Consider the following 20,144-nt stretch of genomic DNA (forward strand, 5'->3'; position numbering starts at 1 on the left):
TTGTATTTCATAAAAATGTATGTACACAATAGTCCGTTAAACTTTTTCAAAATTCTGGAAATTAAATCTTTAAGTTTAAACGAATGCTTTTGATAAAATCCAGAATGTCAATGTTATACGATTTTTCTAACCTCTAACTTCTAAAAATCTAACGATCTATTGTGTAAAACGATTTGTTTTTAAATCATTAGTGTCAAGTCAAGTGAAGAATGTCGGGTAAGCCGCTGCTATTTTTCACCTTGTGCAAATCAATAAAAAAGTAAGCATAGCCATAGCTACGTAAGTCTTTTTTTTGAGAAGCACAAGATAGAAAGAGCAAGGTTTGACCCGTCAGACTATGATTGACTTGAGTTAACAAATGGAGATTGCTTCACTACGTATGCCATGACTGGCCTTTGCAGGTTGTTGAGGGTTGAATTTTCAGGGCCGAAGATCTTTAAGCAATAGCCTGGGACGTTGCCCCCTGCGGGGACGAACCTATTCCGCCATAATCCCATTATGCCTTTTGAAAAACCTGCCCGCCATGAATTGACCATCCTATGATTTGTCAATGTTTATCCCTCACAAAAAATGTAAATTTGCAAAAAACACCGTTATGCAATACTGGAAAAAACTCACCAACAGCGAAATAAAAGAGAAGGTAAACAAGGCTCTGGCACAAAACGTGGATTATCACGAGCGTAGTATCCTGGGAATCCCCGCATCTCATCTGGATGAGAATGTCTTCAACATGGATCCTGCCTATTTGAACAATGCCCCCTTTCTGAAAACGATGGTGGACAACCCCAACCACATAGGATGCCACACCATGGGCGAATCGGAGCCTTTTTTTGCAGGAACCCAAAAGCTGGAGAAAGAGCTCATTGGCATCGTAGCTGAGGATATTTTACTATGTGGCCCTGAGCAATATGACGGATATGTGGCCTCCGGAGGAACGGAAGCCAATATTCAGGCCATCTGGATTTACCGAAATCTTTTCAAAAAAGAGTTCAATGCCCGTTATGACGAAATCTGCCTGCTATGCTCGGAAGACTCTCACTACTCTATGCCCAAAGCGGGAAATATCCTCAATCTGGATTTGGAATATGTCACAGTGACCGATGACTCCAGAGAGATCACCCCTGACAGTGTATTGGAGGCCATTAATAGTGCTAAAGCAAAAGGGAAGAAATATTTTATCGTGGTCGCCAATATGATGACAACCATGTTTGGATCCGTCGATTGTGTAGAAACCTACACCCATGCACTGTCCGACGCCGGAGTTGAATTTCGGATTCATGTAGATGGCGCTTACGGCGGATTTGTTTATCCTTTCAGCACCGACAATGAGGAGATGACTTTCCGCAATCCGCATATCAGCTCTGTAACGCTGGATGCCCACAAAATGGTACAGGCACCATTTGGCACAGGGATTTTTATTGCCCGCAAAGGTCTTATTGACAATGTATTTACCAATGAAGCCCAATATGTCAGCGGACTGGATGCCACCCTCATCGGCAGTCGCTCCGGGGCCAATGCCATTGCCGTTTGGATGATTCTGCAAACGTACGGGCCTCACGACTGGTTTGAGAAAATCCATATATTGAACTACCGAACCAACTGGCTGTGCAACCAGTTGAAAGAATTAAAGGTCGATTTCTACAGACACCCCAGTTCCAATATTGTAGCTATCCGCGCCAGGCATATCCCCAAAGAACTGGTGCACAAATACGGACTGGTACCTGATTCTCACAACCACAATCCCCAGTGGTACAAAATTGTGCTGATGGAACATGTGCACGTAGATCATCTGATGCCCTTTGTGGAGGAACTTAAATTAATCGTATAAAAACAAAAAAGACGGGATATCCCGTCTTTTTTGTTTTTATACAATCACCTCATCAGCCGCACATGGTATATCCCACCAGCCAGAGATCCTTCGGCTGCCCGGAATTTCACTGTCAAAACACCATCTGCTGCTTTTTCAATGATCGAAGCAGAAATCGGATAATCCACCTCCACAAACTGAGCGCCACCATCGCCTTTCAATTCTACTGAAGCCAATACCTCATCATTGATCAGGATATCGAAAGAACGCCCTGCATCTCCGCCGAAATAAGTAACACGTAATCGAGTGGCTTCCCGGTGCGGATCTTTAAGATCATAAGAAAACCAATCTGAGGTATGTCGCCAGTGACGATCATTATGTACACCGGCCTCTGTTCCTTTTCCCTTAAAGTTATGTTCCGATTCGGGCTGTTGTTCCCCGGTGGCCACTTCATCAATGGTTTGCTTTTCCAGTTCCATCAAAGCTTTCTCTGACAGCTCAATGGCAGCACGAGCTGAATCTATCTCCTGGGTAGTCCCGGTACGCCAGTAAACCATATAGCGGGCATCATGCACCCGGTAAAAAGGCATCAGTCTGAGATCCTTTTCTGAATCAGGAACAATCAGTTCCGGTGCTTTAAAAGTCATGGACTCCCCTTCAACAGGAACCACCTTTTCGGTCCAGTTTTCATCATTAATCTGTAACATAGGTGCCTCATCCAGCGCGCGAAGAGGTCCATGCGCAACATGCCCCATGCGACTGTCATCAGCAATAAGTCCTTCAAGATCGTCCTTGCCGGTAACGGCTGCCAGCACAAAAGGACCATGTTTAATGGAAAGAAACGGACTGTTGTCGGGCAAATATTCACCCGAAGTATGCATCTTAAGATTGACAGTAATCTCATCACCATCCTGCCATTCGCGTTTCACCTGATAATATGCCCCGGGAGCTCCGCCGCCCCGGGCACGTTTCCCGTTAACGGTGACTTTCATCTCGCCTTCTTTCATCCATTGAGGATAACGAATCCCAATGGTAAAACTACGGGCTTCCGGCAATTCCACTTTCAATGTGGTCTGTTCATTATCCGGAAAATTCGTCTTTTGTGTCAACTTCAACCCTTTCTCCTCCCAATTCAGTTCTGAAGGGATAAACAGGTTCACAAACACATCATCGTCACTGTGGGCATAAATCAGCTCTCCATATTTTTCATGATTCTCGATCCCTGATCCTACGCAGCACCAGAATGTCTCTTCAGGATTGGAATAGACGCGATAATGCTGAGGCCGCATGGGCGTAAAATAGACCAGTCCGCCATGCTCCGGATGCTGTGACGAAAGGATATGATTGTACAAAGCCTGCTCGTAGTAATCCACATACCTGAGATCATTCTTATACAGATAGAGCTGCTTCGACAACTTCAGCATGTTATAGGTATTGCAGGTCTCGGGGCCCTGACGGGATTCCACCATAGAAGAAAAATCGTCAACCGGATGAAAATGCTCATGTGTGGAGTTTCCGCCAATGGTAATGGTACGATTGCTTACCACGGTATTCCAGAAAAAGTCAGAAGCGTCTATCCAGGCACTGTCACCGGCAAGCTCTCCCACGCGCATAAAACCAACCACCTTAGGAATCTGGGTATTGGCATGCAAACCTGTGAGTTTGTCTTCATGATTCAACAATGGCTCAAGAATGGAACGATGCGAATATTGGCGGGCCAGTGTAAGGTATTTATCCTCACCTGTAATGTCATAAACATCGGCAAATACCTCGTTGAGGCCCCCGTGCTCGGAAACCAGAATCTCCTGAATCTGCTCATCCGAAAGGCCGCTGTTTACATCGATAAACCAATCGGTAAGTTGAATCAATATTTCCAGGGCTTTTTCTTTCCCCGCATATTTCCAGGCATCGTGCAATCCGGCAAACAACTTGTGAATATTATAGAGAGGCACCCACTTCCCATTGAGTGAGAAACCTCCGGCATCGATATTCCCTTTGGCTATTTCTGCCCACATGGGCTGACCACCGGGTATTCCGCCCACATAACCATTGCCATTTGCTTCCTGGCAGCGGGCCAGTTCTTCGATCATATAATCAAGTCTCTCCTGGGCTTCCTCATTTCCTGTTGATGCCACCATCAGTGCCAGTGAAGTAAGATAATGACCACCAATGTGACCGTTCAATCCGCTGCCCTCCCAGTTTCCGTAACCGGGAGCTTTTGGTTCCAATCCTGCATCAATCAGGAATGGTGCCAGCAGACGATCCGGATCATGCGCAAAAACATACTTTTCATTCAGCTGCTCAGCATGTTTGAAAGGACTGTCCAGCAACCGGACAGCAGAGAGTGGGAACGATTCAACATCAGGGGCGTTTTTCGGCGCCTCATTGCATCCTGCAAATAGCAATACTGACAACAGGGAAATGACTGACAAGTGTAGATTCTTTTTCATATCCAATAAGATATAATTCACGACTGCATTGTAATTTAAAACCAGAAAGTTAAAAGTACTTTATACTTTTTTACAAATATATTAAAAAAATGACACACCCAGAAAAATTTGAGATTCCTTTCCTGAATGATCCGGATTTGCAATATCCGGATCTTAAAGTATGAAAAAGCGGTTAAGGAGGAATAAGAGTGTCTAAAAAGTCCTCAGCCTTGTCATTCTGTATATTTTTAAATCTCCAGGTTAGTTAACAATGAGACTCCTGGTTGCGTTCAGAATGACAAATAACACCAAGTTTCTGATTTTTTGGAAACCTTCTTCCTTCTTCCAGGGCAATCACAATTCCATACTTTTTTCATCCTGATAATACCTCACTGCATAAAGCGGTACATTTGTAAGCCAGTCTTCCTTGCGGTAATCAGACATAGAAAAACGCAAAGCAGTATCAGGATTATATTTCTGACAAAAGGATTTCAGACTTTTTGCCCTGAGATTTTCTTCTGCTTTCACTTCAATAGGAACAATCTCCCCCTCCTGTTGAACAAGAAAATCAATCTCTGCTGTGGATTTTTCTGCCGACCAATAATAAACAGACTGAACCTTACTTGTCAATAATTCCTGTAAAACATATTGTTCAGTCAATGCTCCCTTAAATTCTTCAAAAATCCTGTTCCCTTCAAGTATTGTTTTAGAATCAATATCAACCATCGCTCCCAACAAACCCAAATCCGTAATAAACAACTTAAAATTGTTATTTTCGGCATAAGCTTTCAATGGGATCCCCGGCTTTGCAACACGACAAACTTTATGAACCAGACCGCTATCAATAAGCCAGGAAAGTGCCAACTCATAATCCTTTGCCCTGGCCCCTTGCCTTACAGCACCGTAAATAAATTTCTTATTTTCACGTGCAAGTTGTCCGGGAATTGAGTTCCATAACATTCTTATTCGCGGTACAATTTCATTTGGAGTATGCTTTGAGAAATCAAATTCATAAGCTGTCAGTATGTCCCTCTGAAGCGACCTCACTTCCTGAAAATCATTACTTTCAAAATACAAACTCACCACTTCGGGCATCCCCCCTACAAAATAAAATTGCTTCAGCAGATAAACATATTTGTCTTTAAACGATTTTATCAGTGCCCAATCTTGCTTTTGCAACAAGTCTAACAACTGTGAATGATCAGAGGCCATCAAGAACTCCGAAAAATTCATTGGATATAGATTACAAAACTCCACCTTACCTACCGGAAAGGATGTATCGCGATGCAACGCAACCCCTAAAAAAGAACCGGCGGCAATCACATGATACTCAGGATGATTTTCATAAAAATACTTCAAGGCAGTAAGAGCCCCGGGGGCTTCCTGCACTTCATCCAGCACAATCAGCGTATCAGAAGCATTTATTTTGGCTCCGGTTTCTATCTGTATTGCTGTAAGAATCCGTTGAACATCAAAGTTATCTTCAAAAATGGACTGTAAACCCTTTGACCTTTCAAAATTCACATAAGCCATTTGCGCATATTCCCGCTTGCCAAACTCTTTAATGAGCCATGTTTTTCCGACTTGCCTTGCTCCTCTTAAAATCAAAGGTTTTCTTCGGGGTTTATTCTTCCACTTGATAAGCTCCTTCATTGCTAATCTTTCCATAGCCAGCATTTGATTAATGTTTTCCAAACAAATATCGATCTAAAATTACACTTTTTCAAGGGAAGATTTGAGCAGTTCAACACTTTTTCGAATGAACTTTTGTAATTAATCACGCTTTTTCATCACAGGATATTTAGTGTCTGTCCATAAAGTACCACTTGCTGCGTTACGCTTGTCCGAAAAGTAAACTCCGTATTTTCGGACTTTCCTTTTTAAATAACACAAATCATCATTGACAAGATTATGCCATTGTCACCGAAAAACCATTTCTTTCCAATTCAACAAAAACCTTCACAGATTAACAATAATCAAGGCCACAAAACTCCACAAAACTCCACAAAAAAGCCGGCTGGAAGCCGGCTAAATTTTTTGCCCTGGCAAAAGCCGGACACTTTACTCATATTATATGTGACAATTCTAAAAAACACTCCGTCAAACTATTGCAAAGGCGCGACAACAAATAATTTGAAATACAAGGGCTGTATGTTTGCAGACCTATGATAAAAAAAACTTTGCGTCCTCGCTTCTCTGCGCTAAAGCTTTCTTAACAGACATTTTTTCTTCCAGAAAGCTTTCCTTAAAACGGAAAATCATCCTCTCCTTCCTCGGGAGGCAATGCATCGGGCTGGTTGGGCAGTGGCGCGGCAGAAGGAGTACTTCCCCCTCCGGCATCTACTTTATCAATCCGCCAGGCTTCCAGGTTGGTAAAGTAATTTACTTTCCCATCACGTTCCCACTTGTTGCCCCGGATATTGAAAGCCACTTTTATTTCATCTCCCAGGTTATAGGGTTCAATCAACTCAGTCCGATCCTGAGTGGTCTGAAATTTAATGGTATCGTTCCACTCCGGATTTCTGTCGTTGGGAACATCAATCACAAATTCCCGCTTCTTAAATCGGTCGGAAATATTTACAGTATCTTCTTTGACAATTAGCTTGCCGGTCAGCTCAAAACTCATAAAATGATTTTGTGTAGTTATTCAATTACAATTTTTTCAATTTTATCACCTTCTCTGATCTGGTCGATTACATCCAATCCCTCATACACTTTTCCGAATACGGTATGCTGACGATCCAGATGTTGGGTATTTTCACGGCTGTGGCAGATGAAAAACTGAGAACCTCCGGTGTCACGACCGGCATGGGCCATACTCAACACTCCGCGATCGTGGTATTGCTTTTCGCCATCCAGTTCACATTTGATGTGATATCCCGGACCACCTGTTCCCACTTTAGGATCACTCATATCTTTTGAATAGGGGCATCCTCCCTGAATAACAAAACCGGGGATTACCCTGTGAAAGGCTAAACCATCATAAAACCCATCTTTGATCAGTTTAATAAAATTCTCTACAGTACCCGGAGCATCATCATGAAAGAACTCTATCTTCATAACTCCTTTAGGCGTGTGAATTGCTGCTTTTTCCATAACTCAATGACAGTTAAATCAATAATCGTTTTTCTTCTCAATAGGTCAGAATTGCAAAGGTAGAAAAATTTTACGGAAATAAGAGATAGCTGTTAGCTCGTAGCTCGTAGCTCTTGGCTCCATGCCCTCTGCCCTGTGCATTCAAAAAAAATTTCTATATTGTCAGCAATCAAACCACAAACCATGAAGCACATCTACCTGACAATCATATTTTTAACCCTCCTACTCTGGGGATGCAACAACAGGGAATATTCCGATCCTGGGCCTTCTCTTATCTATCTTGATTTCAATAATAAAATTGAAAACTCAGGCATTTTACCAGTGGAATTCAGGGGAGAAAAATATGTTTCGTTCGCCAGAGGCATTAAAGACACCAGCCTGAATCTTTCAATCAATGCCCAATATCGTAAACCTGTCATTATAGAAAAAGGGCCTGCCAACAGTTTCGGGGATTATGAAGGACTGACCTTCCTGATGTGGGTTAAAGCGGCTCCTGACGATCCTATGAACTATGTAATTGCCGGACAAAGAGTTTTCCTGGGCGATAATCAATACCGGGGCTGGCACATCACCAAAACAGGAAACGGAGGATGGCAATGGGAGTTTTCCGACGGAAATCAAAAACTTACTTATACACCTCCCCCCACCCACCAACCTCTGAATGATAATAAGTGGCATCAGCTTGGGTTTGCCATCGACAAACAACAACAGGAGGCACGCCTCTTTTTCGACGGGAACCTGAAAGCAATTCTCAGTCTTGAGACTGTAAATATTGTTTTTCCCGGAACAGCATTGAGCATCGGCTCCGACCCGATGGCAGAAACTCCTATTTCCGAAACTTTTAACGGACTGATTGACGAAACAGGCATCTGGTCGAGGGTTTTGAATGACTCACAGGTAAGCGGTAGTTATAAATCCGTATCCGGAAAAAAGCTGAAACCGCTAAAAACTTATACTGATTCTCTTACTGTGATGACCTGGAACATTGCCAATGGTGGAGAATTACAGGGAAAATTTGTAGGGATTCAAAGAATTGCAGGGGTTATCCGAAGTTCGGGAGCCGATATTGTCTCCATTCAGGAAACCATGAATGCCGGAGAAATTCTCGCGGGAGAACTGGATTATTATCTTTACCGCCGAAGTAAAAACCTGAGTCTTCTGTCGCGCTTCCCCCCGGTAAAAAGTTTTAATGTTTTTCGTCCGAATCATGCAGGAGCCTTACAGGTGGCCATAAATAACACAAGGCGCATTTTGGTTGCACCTGTATGGCTGAGTCAGCAGCCCGATCTGGCAGCTTATGTTGCCAAAAGTGATGCGCAGACCGATACCATCGAGGTACGGGAAATGGAAAGCCGCGGTCGGGAAGCTAACTTTATCCTAAGCGAAATGCGCCCGTTTCTCATCAATGCCAATCAAATACCGGTAGTAATTGCAGGTGATTTTAACAGTGGATCGCACCTCGACTGGACAGAAAGGAACCAGAAAAAACACAATGGTCTCGTGGTTGACTTCCCGGCAACGAAATTCATGCAGGAAGCAGGATTTGCTGATGCCTACCGGTCTGTTTTCCCCAACGAAACAATCGATCACGGACACTCCTGGTCACCCGTTTACAAAGAAGGACTGCAGGCAAGGATGGATTTCATTTACTACCAGGGAAAAATGCTGACCCCCTCCGTTGCGGCAGTGATAGATTCCGCTGCATTCGAATTCCCTTCAGACCACGCGGCAGTGGTGGTGTCGTTTAGGGTTGAGGAATGAGCAATTATCAATGAAGAATTATCAATTATCAATGGGCAATTATCAATGAACAAGTATGCACAATAAGAATTGGTAATTGATAACTGATAATTGATAACTAACTAATCTTCCTCCTCCTCATCAAAAGGAAGCAGGCATCCGTAATCATCTTCCAACAAAATATCATTGATCTCTTCCAGATCAAAATATTCCGGATCCAGCCCTTCCGGGAAAAGAGCCTTAAAAAATTTATGTTGGGGATTGGAGGGATCTCTAACGGCTTTGACCATCTCTGCATATCCACCCGGGCCACCGCAATCCTCCGGGGGGCATTCGCGGGCTCCACCGGTACACAACGGATAGTACTCCATAGGATCAGGGGTGATTTCTTTCTCTAAGGTTATCGTATGCCGCCAGTCATCTCCCATATCGTATTGATATACCATCTCATCTCCGGGATTACGCAACAGATCGTTCACCCGCACAATGGTATAATCCAGAAAGTTGGGATTGCTGACAAACTCATCGTCCGACTGACCAAACATTTTCCGCCCCTTGCGAAACATATGCAAATGTTGATTTTCCCATCCCATTGCCGTTTGCAGCACTTTATGAAAATCATGTAAAAAAAGGTCTGCAGGGATCTGTAACCTTCGCCATATGGAGGGCTCAATCCCCTGAAGAACAACTTTCACCTGATATATTTGCGGTTTTACCTGGTACATACACTGGTTCTTTTCTATTGATCATATTTGATGATCGGTTTCGGGTATAAAGTTACACATTACCAGAGGATTTTCTGTAAAAGATGGTGGTTGTTTTTTTAGGGAGAAGGCAGAAGATAGAAGGCAGAAGAAAAGAGAGATTGAGCGTGTGTCATTCTGAGCCTGCGAAGAATCTCTTAGGGAATAGTCAGTAGTGCGTAGCCAGTAGCCAGTAGTAGGAGCGAAACTAATAACTCAACCACTCCGTGAAGCTCTGTGTAAATAAGGCAGGAGGCAGAAGAAAAAAGAGGTTGAGCTTCTGTCATTCCCATCTGCGGATTCTAAAACGTTGCGCAGCAACCTCTGTGGTTCTCCGAGTCCTCTGTGGTTATATTCCACTCCCCCTGCCCCTCGTTTCCGAACGAGGGGCGTTCCATCCCTCGTCTCCCGACGAGAAAACAATTAAACCATCTTCTGTTTTACCATATTATCACCCCAATCCCTGAAAGGGGCCAACAAGGTTAAACTAATTCTCTTCCACAAATATACGACACCTTCAGCGTCGGTTTCCCTGGAAGCCTAACTTCTAACTTCTATAAACATGAGAGTCCTTCAGACTCCTCACCGATAGATTATTAAAAGGTGTCACCCCTGCCGGGGCTTTTCCCCATCTTGTAAGACCCATTGCTACCATACTGCCGCCCCGCAGGGGCTGATTAACCATAAAAGCCTGGTGCCAATTTCATCTCATAGTTGTTTGCCCTAACAGCTCTGAGCTAAGAGCCACGAGCAAACAGCTAAAAAACGCTCTCACCTGGCTCCCTGCCCCTTGCCCCATGCCTTCACAACACTCTCTCTCCATCCCAACGGACCACGCGACCTTCACGATATGCAATGGTCGCCATCATTGCGGTAATTCCCTCCTCAAAAGCTTCATCGATGCCACAACTGACCGCTGCACCAGTTCGGATGCCGTGCAACCACTCTGCCAGGTGCAGGTGAGCAGTATCCACCATACGTCCACCCTGCGAGGTATAGAGGAGTCCGCGGGAGGCAAAATATTTCTCGGTAGCGGAACTCACTGCATCCAGTTGTGCCTGCATATCCTGTGTCAGGGCAATAGGCTGATTGGGCAAAATGTCCTCATTGTTGAGGTACTCTTCGTACATTTTCGATTCAGAATCCACAAACATCTTGAGCGTTGCACCCACTTCAATGGAAGCTTCATCACCCATTACTTTTTTAGGACGATAGAAGTTACTGGCCAGCGATGCGGAATAGAGCAATGAGAAGTTTCGGGACGGGTAATCAAGCACTGTCTGCTGCACATCCGGCACTTCACGACCATCTTTCCAGTGATAAACACCTCCGGTAGTAGTCACAATTTCCGGAATTCCCATATTCAGCATCTGGTTGATACTGTCGTATTCGTGCGTCATCAAATCGCCGTTGAGTCCGGTGCCATAATCCCAAAACAAACGCCAACGAAAGAAATGCTCTTTATTGAAAGGGGTATTGGTATTTCTGAGAAAGCGCTGCCAATCAACATTGTGAGGACCGGCATCCTCCGGGATATCATAAACCCAGGCACCATTGGGAGAATTCCGGTTGGTGGTTGTCTCCACCAGGTTGACACTCCCCAGCAGCCCGGCCTGTACCACCTTCGCAGCCATCCTGTTACTTTCGGCCTGCCGGTTTTGATGCCCCAGCTGAAACACCACCCGATTGTTCTTCACCGCTTCCCTCACGCTAAAAACATCCTCCAGGGCTTGTGTCAGGGCTTTTTCGCAATAAACATGCTTTCCGGCATTGGCCGCCATCACCGCAACGGGCCCGTGCCAATGGTCACTGGTGGCAATCACCACCGCATCCACATCTGAAGCCCCAATCAAATCTTCAAATCGACCATATTGCTTTACCGGTTTACGGTTAAAAGAAGCAGATCCTTCCCTGTCATTATTGGCTCCCGCACGTGCCGCCTCCTCCAGTCGTGGTTTGTACAAATCGCACACACCGGTAATTTCTATATTCAGATCGGGCTGATCCTGAAAAAGTTTCCTTTGTCGATCGTTCATCCGGTCAATATCTTCAGGCGTCATAAAACCCAGTGATTTCATCAGCTGTTTGCCCCTGATGCCAAATCCCACAAGTCCTATCCGCACTTTTTTTCCTCCGGATGTCTGCGCAGACCGCTCCGCTCCGGAAGGCAATATTTTTGACCTCACAAATTTCTGAAAAGCACCTGCTTCCTCAGTCTTTTCAGCAACCATCTTCCTTGCAAACATATAGCCATACGCCCCGATAAAAGGAACACCGGCAAGGCCTTTTAATAAATCTCGTCTGTTCATATTGTCTGTTTATTGCGTTCGTTAATTAGTGTCTGTCCATAAAGTACCACTTGCTGCGTTACGCTTGCCGCCAAAATACTCATTTACGAAAATGCTCCACGCTCCACGCTCTCTGCTCTCTGCTCCATGCCCCATGCTCCATGCTCCATGCGCTATGCTCTCTGCTCCTTGCCCCATGCGCCATGCATCAATCTGTCAAGCCCCCACTGCTTCCCGGGCCTCATTTTCCATATCACCCACAAGACCAGAAACATAATCATATTTTTATCCACAATCAGGTAATTGCCTTCAGCCATCACATCGCTGATTTCACCAAAGGGCGGGTAAGAAAGATAGAAAAACACCAACAGCACCATTCCGGCAGCTGAAGCTACGCGCTCTAAAAAGCCGGTCATCAGCAATAAGCCGGTAGCAATAAGTAATATCACCACTCCGTAATTGGCAATTTCGGTAATAACTTCATTGGAGATCATCCATTGAAAAAGTCCCTGCAACGGTCCCTCCGATTGAGCCAGGTAATACTGAGCTGTCCATCCCGGAGTAAAAAGCTTATACAGTCCTTCGTGAAGAAAGAGCCAGCCAACCGCTATTCTGAGAATAAAAAGGGGAAGTATTCGTCCGTTTTTGTTTGTTTCCATTTTTTAAATATTTTTCTCATCAACAAAAATATCTTTTTCCAACAAAAAGAAACGATTTTTAGCCTGATTAATTCATTAATTTTCGTAATGAGATGCTCAAATAGCAAGAAATAAAATCAACCGCAGATAAAATTGTTGAAGGGAATAATGAATTATTTTCAAATCAATTTTATTGAGGACGATTTTAGTTCGCAGGTAGTTGAGCATTGTAATAGATAATTTGTGAATTATTCAGGTTAGGATTTTAATTTTAGTAATTCTCTTACAAAAGCCCATCATCGCGAACGTAGTGAAGCAATCTCAATCTATTAACCGGACACCAATGATTGAGAATTTTATGTGCCAGATGCATAGAATTTTATAATGAGTTTAGCCCCCGGGGTTTAGCCGGGGAAATAATGAAACGCCACACAGGTCATTAGAGCCGGCTTCGAGCCGGCTTTTCGAGAAATGTTCAGGGAATTGGTATTTTTTTAGAAGCCGGCTGACGTTAAGGGGTGGTGGCTTCAAAGAATCCCCCCCTAAAGACGGGGGCTAATCTCATGAGGCACATTCATAACAAAACAACCTACACCACTCATAAGTTTTATAATAAGACTGCCCGACAGGGCTAATCCACTATAAAAGACATAATACCAGCTTCATAAAAGCCGACTATTAATCCTAACAGCTAAGAGCCAGGAGCTAACAGCCCCACAACCCTCATTCCTCATTCCTCATTCCTCAACCCTCATTCCTCAACCCTAACTCCCCTCCTCTTGCCCCTTCACATTAAATTTTCTATTTTCGTCCTGTCAAAAAAGGAAGGAATTTTGGAAAAAAACACTGAACCCAGCTGGTATGCCCTTTACACAAAGTCCAGGGCCGAAAAAAAAGTATACGAGGAATTAAAAATGCTTGGTATTGAAACCTATCTGCCGCTCAAGCGTGAGCAACGTCAATGGAGCGACCGCAAGAAATGGGTGGAAGTACCGGTCATCAGTTCCTATATCTTCATAAAAATAAAACCACAGCAATACCGCGATGTCTTCAATGCCCGCGGAGTGGTAGCTTATGTATCCCACAAAGGACAGGCAGTCGCCATCCCCGAAAGGGAAATTGAAGCCATGCGTCGCACAGTCGAAAACAAACTGGCTTTCTCGGTGGAATCCAATACCCTCAAAAAAGGAGAAAAAGTAACCATCACCAGCGGACCACTCAAAGGAATTGAGGGCGAAGTGGAAGAAATTCAGGGTAAAAAGAAACTTTATCTACGCATCAGTCATATTGGCTATATGCTCGTTCTTAATCTGGACGAGGTGGAACGGAACGGGTGAGAATGGGGCCTCCCCTAGCCCCTCCCAAGGAGGGGGATTGATTCACTTTAGAATCCGGAATAGCTATACATCTGGTAGATTTTTCTGCTTTGAGCATTCCGCTATTACGCCTGATTGCCAACAAGTCCATGCTCTTTGCTCCACATCCGGTGTACTGCGGACCTTACGCAAAGTCACCCTTGGGGGAATTCAGGTAAAACTATATAATCTGCGTTCATCTGCGTCATCTGCGGACTCCCCAAGTTGCGAAGCAACAAGCCCCACGCAGTGCAATTATCAATTATCAATGACCAAATATCTGCGTTCATCTGCGGAAACCACAAGTTGCGTAGCAACAAGCCGCACGCAGTGCAATTCGCGTTCATTCGTGCAAATTAGGTGACACCCAAAAGTTGCGTAGCAACTCAAAGCTCAAAACCCTCATCTCTCACCTCTCAACCCTCAACTCTCAACTCCTTCCTCACCTTCTCCCGCTCTTTCTTCAGCCCGGCAAGTTCCTTCAACACAAAAGAGGTCTCATAGCCATCACGAATGGCCTCTTTGTCGAATTTCTCCATGACAATGTAGTAATATCCCTCACCGATAAACTGTACCTTCAGCGGCTGATCCGGATTGGTGGCAATAAAATTGATGGCTCCGTTGTCAGCACCATCCATATAATTGACGATTTCCCATTTATTGCCGCCATCCTCAAATCGACGGTTGTGAAAACCATCTTCGGGGACTTTCTCTGACGTCACAGACTCTCCTGCATTATATACTTTTATCTGATTGTGATGAATCCATTTATCCCCGAAATACCTGCTGGAGATGTAGAATTCACCTTCGGTATCTAAGTGCGCCCGGAGAAAGGTCCGATTGTAACTATTCTCTGGTCTTTGCCGCTTATGAATCAGTATCGGTTTGGCACCGTATTCATCCGACCGGATAAAGTTTTTCATCAGGGGTTCCAGCTCTTTCTCTTTCACCGCAATCATACTGTCCAGGTAAGCCAGATTTCGCTCTTTTTCCTTCCGGTCGATGTCTGCCAACAATCTTTTGGCATCAGCCACCTGCTCTGTGAGGCTTTTATACTCCCTCATCAGCGTATCCAGTTTAAGCCGTGCCAGATTAAACTTGCCGCTGTCCCGCAGCATCTCTGCCTCCTGCAACTTCTCCCCGGCCAACTCCTCCTGCGACGGACCGCAACTTACTGCCAATATCAGCATCAGCAATCCCGGTAAATATATGGTTCTTATCATCCCTGAAATTCTTGTTTCAAAAAAATTGAATTACAAATTTAACGGAAATTGCGGGAGTCACGACATGAAAAGGGAAAAATGATGGAAGGGTTTTATAATGAGTATAGCCCCCGGGTTTAGCCGGGGGATAAAGAACGTACCAACCAATGAGCATGAGCCGGCTTCAAGCCGGCTTTCCAAAAAACAGACAAAGCATTTGTTATCTTCAGAAGCCGGCTAAAATGAGAAGTTGTCCTATTAAAGAATCCCCCGCCTGAAGACGGGGGCTAACCTCATGAACTATTAATATTGAAATAATCTTTATTCTTGATTTATAGAATTCATTTGCTATGATGCCACAGCTGGTGTATGATAATTTTGTTGGGCGTTGACCTTACTTCATTATTACAAATTCTCTAAAATTATCTTTATCTATCACATTGCTCGCTGCATCATATGATTCAATAAATGTCTTAGGCAATTTAGAAGTCTTCTTTTTTTTCCATTTAAATTCGTATCCTGTTATTTTGCCACTGTTTTCTTCCACAAAATCAACTTCTTGTTGTTGTTTGGTTCTCCAAAAATATGTTCGTGCAAGACTCTGCTTATACTCGATTTGTTTTATTCTCTCGGATATTAAAAAGTTTTCCCATAAGGCACCTTTATCTGTTCTTAATTCTATTGGATTAAAATTGCCTATAACCATATTCCTAACACCATTATCAAAGAAATAAATTTTCTTGTTCGTTTTTATTTCATTTCGAACATTTCTACTAAAACTCCCCAATTTGAAAATAATATATCCTTTTTGAAGAATATCAATGTACTTACTAATCGTATTTTTATCCACATTAACAATCTGTGCCAATTCTGAATAGTTTACTTCACTTCCTACCTGAAGAGCTAATGCCTGAACCAGTTTTTCAAGCACGTCAGGCTTTCTAATATCAGAATATGATAAAATATCCTTGTACAAATAGCTATTTACCAAATTTCGAAGAACACTAATTTCATCCCCAACATTATTCAGAACATCAGGATAGAATCCATAAAGTAATCTATTTTCTAACTGTTGTTCTGAATTCAAATAACCATGATGGTTTTCAAATTCTTCCCACGAAATTGGAAATAATTGATATTCCCATTTTCTGCCAGTCAACGGTTCATTTATCCTATTAGTTAAATCAAAAGAAGATGAACCACTTGTAAATAATTGAACATCTTTGAACCTATCTGTAATAATTTTCATTGTTAGTCCAACTCCTTCAATTCTTTGGGCTTCGTCAATAAATACAAATTTATATTTCCCTAAAATTGCTCGTATTTGTTCTGTATTCGGTTCTGTTAATAATGTCCTTGTTTTGGGGTCATCTCCATCAAGTAGCAAATAGTCTTTTGATTCAAGTATTGATTCAATTAGAGTTGTTTTACCTACCTGCCTTGGTCCAATAACAACTATCGCTTTACCTGAACCTATTCTTTTTTCAATTCTTTCTCTTAAGTACCTTGAATACATTTTCTTTTTTATTCAAAGATAATACTTTTCGTGATTTTATTCACCAATAGTTATATTTTCAAGTGAATTACAATGTTTTTCTGCTTGCGCCCAACGAAATACAATGAGTCTAACCCCCTGATTTAGCCGGGAGTATTGATGAATAAGAACATACCGGGTCTGATCCATCATGATAGGGAAAAAAAGAACAATAATTTCGATCCATAGAATTTATAATGAGTATAGCCCCCGGGTTTAGCCGGGGGAATATTTGAAACGCCACACAAATCAGGAGAGCCGGCTTCAAGCCTGTTTTTCGAAAAACATTCAAGAGATTAGTTTTTTCTTAGAAGCCGGCTCAAAGCCGGCTGACAAAGAAGTGTTATGGCCTCAAAGAATCCCCGGCCTAAAGACATGGGCTAGTCTCTTGGAACATTTATATTGAAATATTCTGATGGCATAGATTTTCCATAATCCTCTTGATTTATGGTGTCACCCCTGCCGGGGCTTTTCCTCTCACAGCAACATCATTGCTACCAAACTGTCGCCCCGCAGGGGCTCGTCCACCATAAAAAGAAGGATTCCAATTTCATAAACCCATGCCCTCAACCCTCATCCTTCTTTGCTCACATCTCAACCCTCATCTCTCATCTCTCCTTGCCCCATGCTCCATGCCCCATGCTCCACCCCCTATGCTCCCCCGCTCCCCGCCTCTTGTATTTCTCCCAAATCTTAACTATCTTAGGCTAAAAACGATAGAACTATGAGTACACAACCCATTCCCGAACAAATATTACCGGAATTGATTAACCGGTTTGATGACCAAAAAGTAAATGCCAATCCTTCACAACCCCTGATGAAAGCCTGTAAAGAGACGGGCAGTGAATTATGGCTCGACACAGGAGATATCGAAGCCATCGACCAACTCATCACCCCTGAAGTGAGTGCCGTAACCACCAACAACACGCTGCTCAACAAGGAGGTTCAAAAGGGCATATACGACAAGATCATCAAAGAAAATGCCGGACGTTTCGATGAGCTGCCACCTCAGAAACGCATTGTGGAAATTGCATTTTTGCTCAACGCACTGCATGCCCTGCGACTGGTAAGACGCTATGGCGGTATGGTTAGCGTCGAACTGCATACCGATGTCACACATGATGTGGATGGCATCGTTCATTATGGCCAGCGTTTTCACAATATCGCACCCAAAAATTTTCTGATAAAAGTCCCTATGTCTCCATCCGGACTGCTGGGAGCGCGTAAGCTCCACGAAATGGGAATACCGGTAAACTTCACCCTCCTGTTCAGCGTGCGCCAGAATATGCTGGCTTCCCTGCTGGCTAAACCGGCCTATACAAATGTTTTTATGGGACGCATCGGAGCCTACATGAAAGACAACCACCTGGGGGAGGCTTCCGGACCCGGAGAAAAAACCGTTCACCACACCCAGAAATGTCTCCATACCCTGAGGCATGACCTATCCCTGAAAACCAAACTCATCGCCGCCAGTATCCGCGACTACACGCAACTGCCGGCACTGTGCGGCATTGATGTCATGACCATCCCCGCTAAGGTGCTTTCCGAAGGTTTGGAAAAACTCACCGGCCCCTTCACACCCATGACCGACCACGATTTCCACATCGTTTATGAACCGGGCGTCGCCACCTCCGAGATCCAAATAGACAAGCTTTGGAATGTCTCAGAAAACGAAAAACGGCTCTTCCGTGAGTTCCGCACCCATCCGCCCCAATCGGCATGGGAACTGGTGGATATCCTCCGCGAAGAAGGCATCACAGATATTTTTCCACACCTCACGCCCATCGAAGAACTCTTCATCACCGATGATGGCAAAATTCCCCGTCACGACCGCTGGGCCAGTCTGATTTCCCGGGGCGAAACAGCCATCGACACGCTCCTCACACTGGCCGGCGTGGCTGCTTTCACCAAAGACCAGAAAGCACTGGATGAGCGCGTGAAGAAACTTGTTAGCTATTAGCTCATATCAGAGATATTCATAATTTATTTTCAGCAAAACAACACAAAACCTTAAATATCCAATCACCTAATTTTCCGATAATAAAGATTTTTAATTAGATTATTTTAACGGCTTCGCCGTTTTATTAAAAGTCACCGAATGGCACGAATTAACGCGAATTAAAAGATGTTGCATCGCAACATGAAGGCAGTAGCCTATACATTCGCGTTCTTTCGTATCATTTGGAGACAAAAACATTACGAAGCAACAGCTATACGCAGCACATAACCATTAGTTCAAAACCAAAAACTCATAATTCATGCCAGATCTCTTAGCCCAAAATCAAATCCTTTACAAGGATGAATCCTTTAAAATTATTGGTGCCGCAATGGAAGTCCACCGCGAACTTGGCCCGGGTTTCCTCGAAGCTGTCTACCAGGAAGCACTCGAAATTGAATTCAAAAACAAAAACATCCCATACAAAAGGGAAGTACCACTAGAGATAAGTTACAAAAACCACACTTTAAAGAAAAAATACACTGCAGACTTCATCTGCTACGACAAAATAATCGTGGAAACAAAGGCTTTATGCGATCTGAATTCTGGACACCAGTCACAGCTTTTAAATTACCTTAAAGCGACAAATAAAAGACTGGGAATACTCATTAATCTTGGAAAACCGAGATTACAGCATAAAAGAACCATCAATAACCTATTCTAAAGATAAGTCACCAAATATTCATAAATTATCATTTTTAAACCAACCATAATCCGGAGAATACCTTAAAACCCAAAATAATCATATTTTAAGGAAAAAGATGTTTACAGATAGACTACTAAACGGCTGCACCGTTTGTTGAGGTGTCACTGAATGTCGCAAAGAACAAGAATGGGAAAGAACTGCAAGCAGCGATTCTAAAGTGTTGCGAAGCAACAAATGTTCGAAGGGAATAATTCGCGTTTTTTCGTGCCATTCGGTGACCAAAAGTTGCGAAGCAACAAGCCACACGCAGTGCATTAATTCGTGGACAAAATGTCGCAAGCCACCTCCTAACCCTCTGAACTTCCGCCCCTACCCCCGTAAACCCCAAATTCCCCTCCATTTTTATCCACTTTCCCCGAAACTTCCCTATTTTTGTAACGTAGTACAATATGTTTTTTCCAGGTGGGCCAACTGTGACCCACCGCGCCGCAGGCGTGGAGGAAACGCAATGATCAATGATCAATTACCAATGGTCAATTACCAATAATCTGTATTCATCTGTGCCATCTGCGGACAACCCTTAGTTGCGAAGCAACCGCCGCCCGCAGGGCCAAGTACAATTAGTGGAAAAAAATGAGCAATGCAGTAATCAAAATAGGAAAACGCTCCC

Annotated in this window: 15 protein-coding genes; 5 read left to right on the top strand and 10 right to left on the bottom strand. The window is 43.6% G+C overall.

The features are described from left to right. Positions 1-595: 595 nt before the first annotated feature. On the top strand, positions 596-1,828 hold the full coding sequence (locus W7W_RS0108835) for a pyridoxal phosphate-dependent decarboxylase family protein (protein WP_010663430.1): 1,233 nt from the start codon (positions 596-598) through the stop codon (positions 1,826-1,828). 44 nt (positions 1,829-1,872) lie between these two features. On the opposite strand, the gene W7W_RS0108840 is transcribed toward W7W_RS0108835, so the two are convergent. The 4 genes from W7W_RS0108840 to W7W_RS0108860 form a co-directional block, all read right to left on the bottom strand. Further along, entirely contained in the window at positions 1,873-4,257 is a 2,385-nt protein-coding gene (locus tag W7W_RS0108840; protein WP_029510514.1) for a glycoside hydrolase family 127 protein, read from the bottom strand. 333 nt (positions 4,258-4,590) lie between these two features. Next, entirely contained in the window at positions 4,591-5,904 is a 1,314-nt protein-coding gene (locus W7W_RS0108845; RefSeq protein ID WP_025007063.1) for an ATP-binding protein, read from the bottom strand. A gap of 577 nt (positions 5,905-6,481) precedes the next feature. Next, on the bottom strand, positions 6,482-6,862 hold the full coding sequence (locus W7W_RS0108855) for a DUF3127 domain-containing protein (RefSeq protein ID WP_010663434.1): 381 nt from the start codon (positions 6,860-6,862) through the stop codon (positions 6,482-6,484). Between the two features lie 17 nt (positions 6,863-6,879). Further along, a complete protein-coding gene (locus tag W7W_RS0108860) occupies positions 6,880-7,332 on the bottom strand; it encodes a peptidylprolyl isomerase (RefSeq protein ID WP_010663435.1) in 453 nt (150 codons plus the stop codon). Between the two features lie 183 nt (positions 7,333-7,515). Here W7W_RS0108860 and W7W_RS0108865 point away from each other — a divergent pair, with 183 nt between their 5' ends. After that, the gene (locus tag W7W_RS0108865; RefSeq protein ID WP_025007062.1) at positions 7,516-9,093 is read left to right on the top strand and encodes a LamG-like jellyroll fold domain-containing protein; all 1,578 of its coding nucleotides are present in this window, start codon (positions 7,516-7,518) and stop codon (positions 9,091-9,093) included. A gap of 101 nt (positions 9,094-9,194) precedes the next feature. Here the strand turns inward: W7W_RS0108865 and W7W_RS0108870 are convergent, their stop codons facing one another. The 4 genes from W7W_RS0108870 to W7W_RS0108880 all read right to left on the bottom strand — a co-directional run bounded on the left by W7W_RS0108870 (position 9,195) and on the right by W7W_RS0108880 (position 12,762). Then, complete coding sequence (locus W7W_RS0108870) at positions 9,195-9,797, bottom strand: plasmid pRiA4b ORF-3 family protein (RefSeq protein WP_010663437.1); 603 nt, start codon at positions 9,795-9,797, stop codon at positions 9,195-9,197. 821 nt (positions 9,798-10,618) lie between these two features. Then, complete coding sequence (locus W7W_RS0108875; RefSeq protein WP_010663438.1) at positions 10,619-12,124, bottom strand: Gfo/Idh/MocA family oxidoreductase; 1,506 nt, start codon at positions 12,122-12,124, stop codon at positions 10,619-10,621. Positions 12,125-12,145: 21 nt separating this feature from the next. Beyond that, positions 12,146-12,301, bottom strand: a complete 156-nt coding sequence (locus tag W7W_RS23480) for a hypothetical protein (protein ID WP_157202458.1) — start codon at positions 12,299-12,301, stop codon at positions 12,146-12,148. After that, positions 12,277-12,762: a DoxX family protein gene (locus W7W_RS0108880; RefSeq protein ID WP_010663439.1), complete on the bottom strand. Its 486-nt coding sequence runs from the start codon at positions 12,760-12,762 to the stop codon at positions 12,277-12,279. Before W7W_RS0108880 ends, W7W_RS23480 begins: the two co-directional genes overlap by 25 nt. 812 nt (positions 12,763-13,574) lie before the next feature. On the opposite strand from W7W_RS0108880, the gene W7W_RS0108885 reads away from it, so the two are divergent. After that, positions 13,575-14,078, top strand: coding sequence for a UpxY family transcription antiterminator (locus W7W_RS0108885; protein WP_010663440.1), 504 nt, complete (start codon positions 13,575-13,577; stop codon positions 14,076-14,078). A gap of 434 nt (positions 14,079-14,512) precedes the next feature. On the opposite strand, the gene W7W_RS0108890 is transcribed toward W7W_RS0108885, so the two are convergent. Together W7W_RS0108890 and W7W_RS0108905 are read right to left on the bottom strand one after the other, a co-directional pair. Beyond that, positions 14,513-15,319, bottom strand: coding sequence for an outer membrane protein assembly factor BamD (locus tag W7W_RS0108890; protein ID WP_010663441.1), 807 nt, complete (start codon positions 15,317-15,319; stop codon positions 14,513-14,515). A gap of 373 nt (positions 15,320-15,692) precedes the next feature. Then, complete coding sequence (locus W7W_RS0108905) at positions 15,693-16,814, bottom strand: ATP-binding protein (protein WP_010663442.1); 1,122 nt, start codon at positions 16,812-16,814, stop codon at positions 15,693-15,695. Positions 16,815-17,556: 742 nt separating this feature from the next. On the opposite strand from W7W_RS0108905, the gene W7W_RS0108910 reads away from it, so the two are divergent. Further along, positions 17,557-18,792, top strand: coding sequence for a transaldolase family protein (locus W7W_RS0108910; protein WP_010663443.1), 1,236 nt, complete (start codon positions 17,557-17,559; stop codon positions 18,790-18,792). Positions 18,793-19,090: 298 nt separating this feature from the next. Next, a complete protein-coding gene (locus tag W7W_RS0108915) occupies positions 19,091-19,492 on the top strand; it encodes a GxxExxY protein (protein WP_010663444.1) in 402 nt (133 codons plus the stop codon). Positions 19,493-20,144: the final 652 nt, after the last annotated feature.

Origin of the sequence: Marinilabilia salmonicolor JCM 21150 (genome assembly GCF_000259075.1) — a bacterium.
GTDB classification, from domain to species: Bacteria; Bacteroidota; Bacteroidia; order Bacteroidales; family Marinilabiliaceae; genus Marinilabilia; species Marinilabilia salmonicolor.